The sequence below is a fragment of the Bacteroides sp. 2201st1_D9_2201SCRN_220225 genome, from assembly GCF_040928965.1.
Classification (GTDB): domain Bacteria; phylum Bacteroidota; class Bacteroidia; order Bacteroidales; family Bacteroidaceae; genus Bacteroides; species Bacteroides stercoris.
The window spans coordinates 1-15,127 of sequence record NZ_JBCODG010000047.1 but is presented as its reverse complement, the minus strand read 5'-3'; the positions used below and the strand labels follow the sequence as shown (position 1 = coordinate 15,127).

The window sequence follows — 15,127 nt, the reverse complement described above, 5'->3', positions numbered from 1 at the left end:
GGTTCAGGCAAGCACAAACGTTTGCATAGGAATTTAAATGAGATAGCCGGCAATAGCTGCATGATTATGAGGAATATTTTCTATACTTGCATAATCATTGCAGCTATTGTTGTTTCTAAATCTAATATATATGATTTTATTATTCAATATCGAGTACAGAACCAATTGGGGTGAAGAAGTCAGAGTTTCAGGCTCCATCCCCGAACTCGGAAACGAACATCCCGACAAAGCTTTGCCGCTACAGACCATAGACGGTATTCACTGGACTGCGGAAGTAAACATTGCAATGCCGGAAGACGGACTTGTCCGATACAGCTACCATATCTTCCGCGACGGCCGGCATACACGTGCAGAGTGGAACAGCCTGCCCCGTACACTTTACCTTTCCGGAACTTCCAAGAAAACGTACCGGATACAGGATTGCTGGAAAAACCTGCCGGAGCAGCAGTATTTCTATACTTCCGCCTTTACGGAATCTCTTCTGGCACACCGCGAACGCAACGCCGCACCCAAAGGACACAAGAAAGGGCTGCTGATAAAGGCATACGCACCCTGCATAGACAGTGACCATTGCCTGGGCATCTGCGGAAACCAGCCTATATTCGGAGAGTGGAACCCGGACAAAGCCGTGCTTATGAGTGATGCCAACTTCCCGGAGTGGCAGATAGAGGTGGATGCCACCAAAATCAGCTTCCCGCTGGAATATAAATTCATTCTATATAACAAGAAAGAACGCCGTGCCGTTTGCTGGGAAAACAATCCGAACCGATATATGGCAGACCCGCAAACAGGCGCCAACGAAACCCTTGTTGTCGGCGACCGCTACGTATATTTCAGCCTTCCCGCCTGGAAGGGCGCAGGTGTTGCCGTGCCCGTATTCTCACTCCGCTCCGAAAAGAGCTTTGGTGTGGGCGACTTCGGCGACTTGAAGCGTATGATTGACTGGGCGGTAAGCACCAAACAGAAAGCCGTACAGATTCTGCCCATCAACGACACCACCATGACACATACATGGACGGATTCCTATCCTTACAACAGCATCTCCATCTATGCTTTCCATCCGATGTACACCGACTTGAAGCAACTGGGAACATTGAAGGACAAAAAAGCCATGGCAGACTTCAACAAACGGCAGAAAGAGCTGAATGCCCTGCCTGCCGTCGATTACGAAGCCGTCAACAAAACCAAGTGGGAATATTTTCATCTTATCTTCAAGCAAGAAGGAGAAAAAGTATTGAGCTCGGCAGCTTTCCACGATTTTTTTGAATCAAACAAAGAGTGGCTGCAACCGTACGCCGTTTTCAGTTACCTGCGCGATGTTTATAAAACGCCCAACTTCCGCGAGTGGCCTAAATACAGCAGCTACGATGCCGCAGAGATTGAGAAGCTCTGCCAACCGGCATCAGCCGATTACCCGCATATAGCCATCTATTTTTATATCCAGTTCAACCTGCATCTGCAACTGCTTGCAGCTACCGAACATGCACGCGCCAATGGTGTTGTGCTGAAAGGTGACATACCCATCGGCATCAGCCGCAACAGTGTAGAAGCATGGACAGAACCCCACTATTTCAACCTGAACGGACAAGCCGGCGCACCGCCCGATGATTTCTCTGTAAACGGACAGAACTGGGGATTCCCCACCTACAACTGGGATGTCATGGAAAAGGACGGCTATGCGTGGTGGATGAAGCGTTTCCGCAAAATGGCGGAATACTTCGATGCCTACCGCATCGACCATATCCTCGGTTTCTTCCGAATCTGGGAAATTCCGATGCACGCCGTGCACGGTCTGCTGGGACAGTTCGTGCCCGCCCTGCCCATGACGCGTGAGGAGATAGAGAGTTACGGTCTCTCTTTCCGCGATGAGTTCCTGAAACCTTACATACACGAGTACTTCCTCGGACAGATGTTCGGCCCGCATACCGATTACGTAAAGCAGACGTTCATCGAACCGACAGATACGTGGGAAATTTACCGGATGCGTCCCGAATTCGATACCCAACGCAAGGTAGAGGCCTACTTTGCCGGCAAAACGGATGAGGACAGTATCTGGATACGCGACGGCCTGTATGCGCTTATCAGCGACGTGCTGTTTGTGCCCGACCGCAATGACCCGTACAAATACCACCCGCGTATCGGTGTGCAGCACGACTATATCTACCGTTCCCTGAACGATTGGGAAAAGGCTGCCTTCAACCGTCTGTACGACCAGTACTACTATCACCGCCACAACGAATTCTGGCGTGAGCAGGCTATGAACAAACTGCCGCAACTGACGCAATCCACCCGGATGCTGGTATGCGGTGAGGACTTGGGCATGATTCCCGGTTGCGTGGCATGGGTAATGAACGATTTACGCATTCTGTCCCTGGAAATACAACGCATGCCTAAAGACCCGGCACAGGAGTTCGGACATCCGGACTGGTATCCGTATCGCTCTGTCTGCACCATATCCACACACGATATGTCCACCTTGCGCGGCTGGTGGGAAGAAGACTTCCAGCAGACACAACGTTACTACAACACGATGCTCGGACATTACGGTGCCGCTCCCGCCGTTGCCACGCCCGAACTTTGCGAAGAGGTTGTACGCAAGCACCTGCAAAGCAATTCCATACTTGCCATCCTCTCCCTGCAGGACTGGATGTCGATGGATGGCAAATGGCGCAACCCCAATGCGCAGGAAGAACGTATCAATGTACCTGCCAATCCGCGCCACTACTGGCGCTGGCGTATGCACCTGACACTGGAACAACTGATGAAAGCCGAAAGCCTGAACGAAAAGATAAAAGAGCTTATCGCACAAACAGGACGATAAACAGCATATTGACTGATAATGAGTAAAAAAGCGGTGGAGACTTTTTAATAGTTTCCACCGCTTTTTTTACTCATTGCATCTCCTTACATAGAATTTTCTGCTATACCTCTGCTTAATAAACAGACCTATGATAACAAACAACTGACTAAATCATACAAAAACTTCCCCACGTTTCGCAACGCAGGGAAGGCAAACAAACAAAAAAACCGTATGCTCTCCGAACCGCAGAACACTTCCGTAATCCGGAAAGCAACAGTTGCATCATCTCCTCTTGCGAAAGAGACAAGTTTCATGTCCCATAAAGGGGGGGGATCAGTATCTTGTACCGTTAATAGTCAGCGAAAAATACCTATCCTAAGTAAAAAACACTTTTTCATACCAATCTTATTTAGATATTTATTATTCAGACACTACCTGATAGTTATACTGATTTCCATTCTCGGTTACACTAATATCCTGAAATTTATAACCGCTTTCCAAAGGAGCGGACTTATCACTAAAGTAGCCACCGGTAGTTTTTACGGTTCCGCTTGCTACATAAATATTCTTTCCTGTCGGACTATAAAAGTAACCACCGGAAATCGAAGTATTGCCGCCTCCGTTATACAAGGCATAATACACCCCCTCACAATATACCGAACCACCCGAAATATTTACTTGAGCGCCACCGATAGACTGTATAGCCTCTATATCACCGCCACTTACGGTAAGCTTGGCAGCAGAACCTGCCGCCATTAACGCATATCCCGTTTTTATGCCACCACATTTTACAGTACCGCCGGTAACTGTCATATCTGCATTGCCGGTATTCATCAGTGTAAATCCGGGAGCATCAAAGACTCCGGAATTGACAGTGCATTTTCCCTGATTATAAACAGCCACTCCGTTGGCATCCGTAGCTGATGTAGCAGTGAAAATGCCGCCTTCAATAATCAATTCGGCTCCGGTTTCATTCATAAGCAGGTAATCGGTAGCTTTCATGGCACCTGCACCTTTTACTGTAAGTTTACTCTTATTATTAACTTGTTGTTTTCCTACAATGAGTACGGCATTCTTCTCCAATGTCAACACCGTTTCCGCAGTAATATTTATTTCCTGACTTGATTTATTGTTCTTTGTCAGGTCTACATAGCGATAAATGGAAATATCTCCCCCGGTTCTGAGCAGGTTTGCCACGCGCTTCACCTCTATCCAACGGTCCATAATCTCACCGTCAATCACCAATTTAGTGGAGTAAGAGACATTATTTCCATTAAGATTGTAGTCACCTGCCCACCAACCTATATAATTATTGGTACGGTCACAAGTTACGGCATTTTCAAGCTGTTTATCCACTCGATTGTTCTTCAAAACAACGCTATACTTATTGTATGATTCGTCTTTCTTAGAAGTGTTTATCACATTTCCGATAAATGCATGGCAATAGGTCTGCTCCATATCAGCAACCTTATCCGTAACCTCGTCAGGAGAAGTATATATATAATTTATGGCAATATTGCTTACACTATTATTTTCGATGAGCGTATTCCGTTCGTAAGATTGCAAATAACCGATAAAACCTCCCATCATATAGGCTTCATCCATACTTGAAAGTTTATCGAGTGTTATATCCGATGCAGAACATCCGCGGATAATCAAATCTTGGCTGCTGTTGTTTACATAACCCGCCAGCCCGCCGGCCTTTTGCTCACTATATATCCTGGCATTCTTCACGTGGCAGTTTTCCACCAATCCGGCGTCCAATCGTCCTATTAATGCTGCACCACGGAAACAAGTTACTGTTGCCCCGTCAATAGTAAGATCTTTCACCGTACCGTTGAGTACATAAAACAGACCACCATAATAATTTCCTTTAGTATTCGTTTTATTCGTAACATTATCAACATAAAGATTACGGATGGTGTGGTTGCCACCGTCAAACTCTTCAAGGTTGGTTTCTCCGTTTTTGAGTGCATTGTATTCTGCATTCATCGGTTCCCAAAGATTTTCACTGCTTCCGTTGAGGTCTATATCGGCAGTTAATACAATTTTCCGGCACTTCTTTTGGGTTACCAAAGCACCGGCCGCCTTAAGCTGTGCGGCAGTGGAAACGCTGCAAACAGTAACATAACCGCCGTTGTCTGTAAAGCTGATATTGTTTACCGTTCCATAAATTTCCACATTGCCTTTCTTAACAGTCAAATCTGCAACTGTAACATCTTTCCCCACAATCAGCGTATTATCCGCTGTAGTAGCCTCAACAGCCGTATAAGACTGTCCGTTCAACGTTACGGTAGATTCCGAAGCGTCAATGATTATCTTGCTGACGGAAGGAGCCGTTATATTCAGTTCCTTAGGAGCATTTTTACTATCCCCACCGGTTTCTGTCGCATAATTAATGGTTATGTCATTCGATGTTTCAGGCAATGTTATGGATACCGCAACATCCCCGCTCTCATATTTGGGCAGTGAAATAGTGGCTGCTTCTTTCGGTGCTTCCATTACAACCACATTAGTATTGGTTTTCAAGGCTTCAACCACTTCGCTTACGGATGCTACCTCTATTACTTTTTCACTTAAAGCAGGAGAAGAGAATGCAGGAGTAACCATTACGTTTACCTTACCGTCAACCGTCAGTAAATTACCCGTTACATTCGTCTTGTAGTTACGCTGAACAGGTATGTTATTCAGGGCTTTCGTGGTAATCTGTCCACCGGCGGCGTTGTATACGGCAAGCGTCATATTTACCAGATGTTGTCCGCCCGCAGTATTCGGTGCAAAGAGATAGTCCACAGTCAGGTTACCGTTGGCATCCACCACATCCGAAGCAGCTTTGTAAGCCACAGCCGTCGGTTCGCCAAGCAAGTTGCCCGTGGCTGCATTAAAACCGGTATAAAGGTTCTTGAATGACAAGCCCGCCGTTACCGGAACAAATGCTTCTTTTTGATTATCAGGAATAGAAGCCAAATCTTCCGTTTTGATGTTCAACTGTCCGAACGGACGGGTCAGCTCCACACTTTCAGAAAAAGCATTAGTCACCAGCTTCTCCAGACTGGCAAAGAAAGCATCCCGCGTATTGTCCTTACCGCTTCCGTTATAATCCCCTTGCATGGAAATGTTACGAAGGTCGGCAGTGTTGTAATGCAAATCGGTCTTTATGGCTTCATCTTCCACTGACTCGACGTGGTCTGCCCAGAACACGAACTTATAAGTCTGTGAAGTAACCAGGCGGACATCAAAGCCGGCCGTCAGACCATCCGGTTGAATCGCACCTATCTGCCGGCTATAAAGTTCGTCGTTCAGGTAGATTTCCATGATACAACGGTTCACCGATGTACCGTCACCCGCCGTTGCAGCACGGGTTACAGCATTGTTCCCGTTCCCAGGCAACTGTACACTGAAAGAGGCAGCTACTTCGCCGTTTCTTCCGCCATTCGCCAGCTCGTCACTCTGACAGGCTGCGAATACAAGCAGGATAATACCTGCCATTAATAAAAAACGCTTTTTCATGTTCGTTTTGTTTAAAATGAGACATCTGTTTATTCTGTTTGAATAAGTCATGTTTAAATAAGCCGTCAGGGAACCACCACATTTATCTCTCCGTCGAAACCGGGGTTGATACCGATGCCGGGAGCGAACTCACGGGTAAGAAACGCATCACGCACCGTAGTAATCCTATTCCGTCTGACGGGCACTTCCACGCCGCCGACCCGGTTCACCTCCTGTCCCTTTTCGTTGCAGATAACCATTTCCAGCGTAACGGAAGACTCCGTACCATTCACCAGCACATAGTCGAAAGCCAGACAAGCCTCATTGTTGGAAATAACAATGGGAACGGAAGTAAATTGTATACCTGTGACCGCCTCATTGGGACGGTTGGAAACGACATTAAAACCTGTGGGGAAATAACCGGTGTAACCCAGTTGCACCGTAAAATCTTCTATGCCTGCAGGACGGACAGACTTCATTTGTTCCAACTTGTTGAGGTACTTGATGACATCGGTAGTAATCAACTCTATTTTCGCCAGCGGACGTTCCAATTGTATCTCTTCGCGATGACGGGCTGCCAAACGGCAACGATAAGGGGTAAGGTCGAGGGTTGCCTGTCCGCAAAACACATCTTTATAGTCGGTTCCGCCCGTATAATCACCTTTCAGCTTGACGGCAGCAAAATCGGAGGTGGTGTAAAAACAGTCGGCAGCAGTGTTGTCGGAAACCTCGGCAGCAAGTACAAAGTCCCGCCATGCAACCACCCGATAGTTACGTGCATGAAGTTCACATTCCAATGCCACTTCTCCTGCATCTCCTTCCTCACAAATCAACTGACGGCGGAATTGCAGGCTTTGGTCGAACCTGTCATCGGCATATACTTCCACAATATAACGCACCTTGTACTTGTGCACACCGGCGGTACGTGTAGAGAACTCAGGAATATCAAACTGTGTCATATCGGAACCGGGTAGCAGGACAATTTCGGTATGTACGGTTGTAGGGTCTATCCCACCTCCTTCCGGCATTTCGCGTACGCTGCATCCTCCCCACAAGAGTGCAGACAGCAAGCTACAGGCAGCCACAAACAGTTGTTTCATCGCCGGCCTCCTTTCCAATCAATACGGTAGCCCACTGAAATACCCGCATGGTCGATACCGAAAAAATTCTTATGACGAGTATCGACATAAGCACCACCGGGAATATTGAAAAAGCGGTCATAATCCAGATAAGCATATCCCGCTCCCAAAGAAAACTCCAGACACCAGCACCCGCCTTTTCCGAGTGAAAGCCGGTAACCGGCAGTAAGCCCCATGTTCAGCAATGGAGCACCCGTATCGCTATTCTGATAGCGATATGTACTGTTCTTAAGAGCATAGTTGTAAGAAGCCACCCCGATATGCACACCGGTAAAAAGACCATCCACCTGCCCGAACCAATAACGCACTTCGGGCTGCACACAGAAAGTGCGCAGCTTGCGGGAAGAAGTAAAATAATTGAAAGGAGAATAGTAAAAAGGAATAAGGACAGAAATTGCAGGCGAAATATCATACTCCACCGCTACGTTCATAACCGCCATTCCCCACGCCACAGCATTGGTCTTCAGCAACAACGAATGGTTATTGCGCCCGATACTCGAATTCGGACTGAATGTTCGCCCGGCGTAGTACAAGGTATCTTCCCCATTACCGGCTTTTACATACCCATCAATCGGAGTCATGAGAAATATGCACAACAGAAACAGCAACAATCTTATCTGCATAAACGTCTTATAAACTTCTGTCTGCACAGGCAGACCGGAAGCATGCGTCCTCCAAACTCCGAAAGGACCGGTTAGAAACAGAAACGTGGAGCTGCGTGCTGTTTCTAACATGAAGGCCCTAGGAAAACCCGTTAAACAAAACAGACAGCAGTCCCACGCTACAAACGTGAGAATCCACTGTGCTGTCCATTGTTTAACTTCTGAAAATTTCCTAGGTTTTCATGTTAGAGGACAAAGCACAACGCTTCTAATATATTTTTCTCCTTAAAAAATCAAGCTACAGTCGCTACCGAACTTCAATGCAAAGTTATAGAAATATAATTAGAATGAAAATTTTCACGCCATTTTTTGCAAAAAAGCATAGAAATCGTGCTCCACGAGTTGTAGAACAAAAATATTATCCATAAGTTTGCATGAGAGACTATTTTTTCGTTTATGAAAAGCTACATATTTTTAGACCGGATATGCTTTTTCGCCCACCACGGTGTAGGCGAACAGGAAACACTGGCAGGTAACGAATTCACCGTCAGCCTGCGACTGCAAGTAAACATCGCACCTGCCATGCAGACCGATGATGTAGCGGATACCGTGAGCTACGCAGATGTGTATGAAGCCGTAAAGACAGAAATGAAGGTTCCTTCCAAGCTATTGGAACATGTCGGAGGACGTATTGTGAAACGGTTGTTCGGCGATTTCCCCCAAATAGAAAATATTGAATTAAAGTTATCAAAGCGCAATCCGCCAATGGGGGCAGACATCGAAGCGGCGGGAATAGAGATTTGCATCTCACGGGAAGCGACAGCAATAGCTACTTAAAACAAAAGCAACCCTATACAGGCACTTCGGACATCCCCGCCTCATTATATGCACAGAATGAATTATTGCTTCTTCTTTCTTTTCTTAGCCGATTCAACCGCCTCGGCAACGACTTGCTTGTTCTCGAACCTCTTGGCATAGTTGCTATAATCGGGAACAGTACGTTCATAAGTAGGATCAAGGAAGAGCGGACTCGAAATGATATGGTCTGCCGTACTGCGGTTACAGCAAAACACGATGTTCTCCACGCTGGCAAGACGGGTCAAAGCCTTAACATCGGTATCGTGCGGCTGCAAAGTCATGGGATCTGTAAAGAAGAAAAGATAATCAATTTCCCCGTCCACAATGCGCGAGCCCATTTGCTGGTCACCGCCCAAAGGACCGGATTTGAGAATGGTAAAATCCCATTCGACATCGGGATGCTTCTCTTTCAATGCCGCCAAAATAAGGGTTCCCGTAGTACCCGTACAATAGAACTTATGCCCCATAAGCAATTCCGAATTCCAAAGTACCCACTCTATGAGGTCTTTCTTCATGGCATCATGCGCCACCAGGCCAATCTTTCTAACCAATTTTTCCATAAGCAAATAACTTTTACAAAACAAACAATCAAGAATAGATAACAGTTCCTACAACTGAGAGAAAAATTTCTTCCCACGCAGATAAAACCCTACCAAGATACTACTTTTTACCCGTTCGGGAATCATCGGGAGTGATGTTTTTTTCAAGTTCTCTTTACGGGCATCCGCAAACGAAGGACGGAGCAAATGGAATGCATGACGTGCGCGAAGCACTGCCCACATATTGGGAAACTGCCCTTTGAGCAGAAAACTCAAAGCCGCAACATAATCAAGCACTGCGCGCACACGCATTACAGGCCCCAATTCTTCTTGCGGCAGATTCTTATAGAGCATTACAAGATTGTTACGGAAATTGAGAAAAGTCTTATGAGGATTCTCCTTTTTCAAGGTTGCACCGCCTACATGATAAACGGTACTTTGGGGTACACAAACCAGCATCCGCCCGCGGGCACGAAGTCGCCAGCACAAGTCTATCTCTTCCATATGAGCGAAAAAACGTCCGTCCAATCCGCCGGCATCCAAATAGTCTTTCCGACGGATAAACAAGGCAGCGCCTGTAGCCCAAAACACAGGAACGACAGTATCATACTGTCCGTTGTCTTTCTCTACTGCACTCATTATCCGCCCCCGGCAAAAGGGATAACCGTAACGGTCTATAAATCCGCCGGCCGCTCCTGCATATTCGAACAGTTCCTTTTGCCGCCAACTCCGGATTTTAGGCTGGCATGCCGCAACTTCAGGATGAGCGTCCATGTAGCTTACAAGTGGCGCCAGCCAGTGTCCGGTCACTTCCACATCGGAATTAAGCAGCACCACATACTCTGCAGATACCTGCTGCAAGGCAAGGTTGTATCCTTCGGCAAAACCGAGGTTCTCTTTTAATATAATAAGATGCACGTCAGGAAACTCTTGGCGAAGCATATCAACGGAAGCATCTGTCGAACCGTTATCCGCCACATAAATTTTCGCACCTTCCGTCTTGGAATAGCGCACTACGGAAGGAAGAAACGAACGAAGCATTTCACACCCATTCCAGTTCAATATGACAACGGCTATTTTATCCATGTTGTATGGTATCCTCACGCTTTAGTTTCCAACGCTTATGCGACCAGAACCAATAGGGCGGTTCGCGACGGATTGTCTGTTCCAGGCGACGGGCAAAACATTCCGTTATCTCACCGTCGGCAGTCGCTTTCGGAGTTTCGGTTATCAGATCAAAACGAACCCGGCAATATCCCCTTCCCTGCTTTTGCAGTTCACAGTAGAATACAGGAAAGTCCATAAGTTTGGCAATACGTTCGGCACCATCCATAAAGACGGTATCCTGATTCAGGAAAGTTGTCCAGTAATGCGCCTCGTTAGGATTGGGCGACTGGTCGGTTATCATTCCCACCGCCACACGCTTGTTGTCACGGCACAGTTTTATAATCTCGCGCGCCGTAGAATGTTTGGCCACATTGTAACCGCCAAAACGGGTACGGATGCGTTTAAACATAGCATCCATATATTTATTATGCAACGGTTTATAAATTTGCACTGGTATATCTCCCTCTTGCATGATACTGCTCATTCCCGTAATCCACTCAAAGTTAGCATAGTGCGGTATCAGCAACACAATCCCCCCATGTTTTTCAATCATGGCAAGATACTCTTCCTTATTGTCATATTCCATGCGTCGGCAGAGTTCCTTGAAAGACATACGCAGCATCTTCACCTCCTCCAACATATAATCACAGATATAACGGTAGAACTCACGCTCTATATCCCGCAGTTCAGCCGCGGATTTTTCAGGAAACGCATTGCACAAATTAGCACGTACTACTCTGCGCCGATAGTGCACGACGTGATGCATCAAAAAGCAAAGCCCGTCGGACAGTATATAAAGTACCTTAAAAGGCAATAAGGCCAACAACCACATGCCCGCATAAGTCAACCAATAAATCAATCTTGATTTCACCTTGTCAATTCCTTATTACAGATTACTGAGTAAATCACTTATCGCCAAACGCTCCCGAAAGCGCCGTGCCTTCTTCATTAAAATCGCCCATACGCACCGGTATTACCTGATTATCCAGCGCATCATCATGCGGCACTTCCACCCGGATGTAATTCGGAGTGAAGCCATGCATCGGCGTTCCCGGTTTAGAACGTTCCAACAGCACAGGCATTGTCTGCCCGATATGGCGGGCATAAAACGCACGTGTCTTTTCGTCCGACAAATCCAGCAGAAGCCGGCTGCGTCTGTGCTTTTCCTCGGAAGACACCACATGCTCTATCTTCAAAGCCTGCGTACCCGGACGTTCGGAATAGCTGAACACATGAAGCTGCGTCACATCCAGACTTTGAATAAACCGGTATGCCTGCTCAAAGTATTCTTCTGTTTCTCCACGTGTTCCTACGATCACGTCCACACCGATAAAGGCATCAGGCATCACTTCCTTTATCCGTTTCACTTTAGAAGCAAACAACGCCGTATCATATCGTCTGCGCATCAGTTTCAGCACCTCATCACTACCCGATTGCAACGGAATATGGAAATGAGGCATAAACCGATTGGAACGGGATACGAACTCAATGATTTCATCCGTCAGCAAGTTAGGTTCAATAGAAGATATGCGATAGCGCTCAATGCCTTCCACATCGTCCAACGCCTTTACCAGGTCGAAGAAGGTTTCTCCCGTCGACTTTCCGAAATCGCCGATATTTACCCCTGTCAATACAATCTCCTTACCGCCTTCGGCGGCTGCCTGACGAGCCTGTTCCACCAAAGATGCGATGCTTCCGTTACGACTGCGGCCGCGGGCAAAAGGAATGGTGCAATAAGAACAGTAATAATCGCAACCGTCCTGCACTTTCAGGAAGAAGCGGGTACGATCACCACGCGAACACGATGGAGCAAACGAACGGATATCTTTCAAGGCAGAGGTATGTGCCTCACCGCTTTCGTGCTTCCGCAAATCGCCCAAATACTGAAGCAGGTCTTTCTTCTGCTCCGCACCCAGCACTACATCCACACCTTCTATCTTTGCTACGGCATCCGGCTTCAACTGGGCATAGCACCCCGTTACCACCACAAAAGCTCCCGGATGCTGCTTCACCAAACGATGAATCGCCTGGCGGCACTTCTTATCCGCCACTTCGGTGACCGAACAGGTGTTTACCACACATATATCCGCCTTCTCTCCCTTGCGCACCGTACGCACGCCTGCCTCCCGCAAAACCTTACCGATAGTCGAAGTTTCCGAGAAATTCAGTTTACACCCCAACGTATAGTAAACCGCTGTCTTATCTTGAAATATACTGGTATCTATCATGAGTCTAAATCACATTTTCACGACAAAGGTACACATTATTATTATATTTTTCCTACTTTTGCACAATTCATCAAAAAACGTGCAATGATACAAGAAAACTTTATCAAGCTATACGAGCATAGTTTCCGCGAGAATTGGGATCTTCCCTGTTACACCGATTATGGAGAAAACGAAAGTTATACCTATGGAGAAGTAGCGCAGGAAATTGCCAAATTACACCTTCTGTTCAAGTATTGCAGCCTGCGCCGCGGCGATAAGATAGCGATTATCGGCAAGAATAATGCCCGTTGGTGCATCGCTTATATGGCGGTTATCACCTATGGCGGCATCGTGGTTCCTATTCTGCAGGATTTCAACCCCAATGATGTACATCACATCGTCAATCATTCCGAATCAGTATTCCTCTTCACCAGTGATGCCATCTGGGAGCATCTGGAAGAAGAACGGCTTACCGGATTGCGCGGTGTGTTCTCTCTCAACGATTTTCGCTGTTTGTACCAGCGTGACGGAGAGACTATCCAACGTTTCCTCAAACATCTGGGTGATAAAATGGAAGAAACTTATCCGAATGGTTTCACACGGGAAGATGTAACTTATACCGACCTCTCCAACGACAAAATAATGTTGTTGAACTATACTTCGGGTACAACAGGCTTCAGTAAAGGCGTCATGCTGACAGGAAATAATCTGGCAGGTAACGTAACTTTCGGTATACGTACCGAACTGCTGAAGAAAGGAGATAAAGTACTCTCTTTTCTACCACTGGCACACGCTTACGGTTGCGCTTTCGACTTCCTGACCGCTACGGCCGTGGGTACACATGTCACACTGTTAGGAAAAGTTCCTTCTCCCAAAATCCTGATGAAGGCGTTTGAAGAAGTAAAGCCAAACCTGATTATAACCGTCCCCCTTGTTATCGAAAAGATATACAAGAACGTCATCCAGCCTATTATCAACAAAAAGTCCATGAAATGGGCGCTCAGCATTCCTTTGCTGGACGGACAGATATATGGGCAAATCCGTAAGAAATTGGTAGATGCGTTAGGTGGCCGATTCAAAGAAGTGATTATCGGTGGCGCTGCCATGAATCCGGAAGTGGAAGAATTCTTCCATCGCATCAAATTTCCTTTCACCATCGGCTACGGCATGACGGAATGCGCCCCGCTTATCAGCTACGCTCCCTGGAACGAATTCGTAACCACTTCTTCCGGACGGGTACTTGATATTATGGAAGCCCGCATCTATAAAGAAAATCCGGATGACAGACTTGGCGAAATACAGGTACGCGGTGAGAATGTAATGGTTGGATATTATAAAAATCCGGAAGCCACCAAAGAGGTTTTTACTGAAGACGGTTGGCTACGTACCGGCGACTTAGGTACTTTGGACGAGCATAACAACCTTTATATCCGTGGGCGCAGCAAAACTATGATTCTTAGCTCCAGCGGACAAAATATTTTTCCGGAAGAAATAGAAGCCCGCCTCAACAATATGCCGTTCGTTTTGGAAAGCCTTGTGATTGAGCGCAACAGGAAATTGGTAGCTTTGGTCTATGCCGACTATGAGGCACTGGATTCTTTAGGGTTGAACAATCCGGAAAACCTGAAGACCATCATGGATGAAAATCTCAAGAATCTGAACAACAGCGTTGCCGCTTACGAAAAAGTCAGCCAAATACAGCTTTATCCTACAGAATTTGAGAAAACCCCGAAAAGAAGTATCAAAAGGTATTTATACAACAGCATTGCAGAGGATTAATATGTTATAGAACATGCTTGAAGAGGGCAAAATGGGCTTTCCTCAAAAAAAAGTATAAAAAAAGTTGGGTTTTGGAGAACAACATATCCAAAAAGTACATACCTTTGCAGCGTTTTAATAAAGCAATTGATTGTATTACGTTTTAAAAGTAAAGAAAATGAAAAAATTAGTTTTGATGGCCGTAGCTATCGTAGCAGTATCTTTCGCATCTTGTGGTAACAAAGCAGCTAACGCTGAACAAGCAACAGCTGATTCAATCCGTATCGCTGACTCAATCGCAGCTGTAGAAGCTGCAGCAGCTGAGGCAGCAGCATCAGTAGCTGATACTACTGCAACAGATAGCGCAGCAGTTGTAGCTGAATAATTTCAGAACAACAATTAGAGAGAATTGAAAGTCTGACGTACGAAAGTACGGACAGACTTTTTTTATATCCAATCAGCACAAGAAGACATCTTGCCATTTAAACATCTGTCTTATCATGAAACATCACTCCATCCCAAATGAATAACCGGGAAAAGGAGAAAATCAAAAAAGAAGGTGTGTCGTAATGCACGATGCACCTTCTTTCTTGTTTATCACCGATATAAATCGGTTTATTTTCTTCAA

At 46.3% G+C, this 15,127-nt stretch carries 11 protein-coding genes; 4 read left to right on the top strand and 7 right to left on the bottom strand.

From position 1 onward, the window contains the following. Positions 1-130 precede the first annotated feature (130 nt). Positions 131-2,821 carry a 4-alpha-glucanotransferase gene (locus AB5903_RS14935; RefSeq protein ID WP_195658088.1) on the top strand — a complete coding sequence of 897 codons (2,691 nt, stop codon included), beginning with the start codon at positions 131-133 and terminating at the stop codon, positions 2,819-2,821. 399 nt (positions 2,822-3,220) lie between these two features. On the opposite strand, the gene AB5903_RS14930 is transcribed toward AB5903_RS14935, so the two are convergent. The 3 genes from AB5903_RS14930 to AB5903_RS14920 all read right to left on the bottom strand — a co-directional run bounded on the left by AB5903_RS14930 (position 3,221) and on the right by AB5903_RS14920 (position 8,162). Further along, entirely contained in the window at positions 3,221-6,310 is a 3,090-nt protein-coding gene (locus tag AB5903_RS14930) for a DUF6562 domain-containing protein (RefSeq protein ID WP_368117978.1), read from the bottom strand. Between the two features lie 65 nt (positions 6,311-6,375). Then, positions 6,376-7,389 (bottom strand): DUF6562 domain-containing protein, encoded by a 1,014-nt coding sequence (locus AB5903_RS14925; RefSeq protein ID WP_368117977.1) that lies wholly within the window; start codon positions 7,387-7,389, stop codon positions 6,376-6,378. Beyond that, positions 7,386-8,162: a DUF3575 domain-containing protein gene (locus AB5903_RS14920; protein ID WP_368117976.1), complete on the bottom strand. Its 777-nt coding sequence runs from the start codon at positions 8,160-8,162 to the stop codon at positions 7,386-7,388. Before AB5903_RS14920 ends, AB5903_RS14925 begins: the two co-directional genes overlap by 4 nt. Before the next feature lie 324 nt (positions 8,163-8,486). Between AB5903_RS14920 and folB the strand changes: the two genes are divergently transcribed. Beyond that, complete coding sequence (folB, locus tag AB5903_RS14915) at positions 8,487-8,867, top strand: dihydroneopterin aldolase (RefSeq protein WP_368117975.1); 381 nt, start codon at positions 8,487-8,489, stop codon at positions 8,865-8,867. 62 nt (positions 8,868-8,929) lie between these two features. Here the strand turns inward: folB and AB5903_RS14910 are convergent, their stop codons facing one another. The 4 genes from AB5903_RS14910 to mtaB are packed head-to-tail and all read right to left on the bottom strand — an operon-like array spanning position 8,930 to position 12,762. Beyond that, positions 8,930-9,448 (bottom strand): methylglyoxal synthase, encoded by a 519-nt coding sequence (locus tag AB5903_RS14910; RefSeq protein ID WP_005657341.1) that lies wholly within the window; start codon positions 9,446-9,448, stop codon positions 8,930-8,932. 48 nt (positions 9,449-9,496) lie between these two features. Then, positions 9,497-10,513: a glycosyltransferase family 2 protein gene (locus AB5903_RS14905; RefSeq protein ID WP_368117974.1), complete on the bottom strand. Its 1,017-nt coding sequence runs from the start codon at positions 10,511-10,513 to the stop codon at positions 9,497-9,499. Beyond that, complete coding sequence (locus AB5903_RS14900) at positions 10,506-11,405, bottom strand: lysophospholipid acyltransferase family protein (protein WP_040316217.1); 900 nt, start codon at positions 11,403-11,405, stop codon at positions 10,506-10,508. The genes AB5903_RS14905 and AB5903_RS14900 overlap by 8 nt, the downstream gene beginning before the upstream one ends. A 34-nt stretch (positions 11,406-11,439) precedes the next feature. Next, positions 11,440-12,762: a tRNA (N(6)-L-threonylcarbamoyladenosine(37)-C(2))-methylthiotransferase MtaB gene (gene mtaB, locus AB5903_RS14895; RefSeq protein ID WP_117902096.1), complete on the bottom strand. Its 1,323-nt coding sequence runs from the start codon at positions 12,760-12,762 to the stop codon at positions 11,440-11,442. Between the two features lie 84 nt (positions 12,763-12,846). Here mtaB and AB5903_RS14890 point away from each other — a divergent pair, with 84 nt between their 5' ends. Both AB5903_RS14890 and AB5903_RS14885 read left to right on the top strand, forming a co-directional pair. Next, positions 12,847-14,520, top strand: a complete 1,674-nt coding sequence (locus AB5903_RS14890; RefSeq protein ID WP_022103304.1) for a long-chain fatty acid--CoA ligase — start codon at positions 12,847-12,849, stop codon at positions 14,518-14,520. Positions 14,521-14,677: 157 nt separating this feature from the next. Continuing rightward, a complete protein-coding gene (locus AB5903_RS14885) occupies positions 14,678-14,884 on the top strand; it encodes a hypothetical protein (protein ID WP_005657353.1) in 207 nt (68 codons plus the stop codon). Positions 14,885-15,127: the final 243 nt, after the last annotated feature.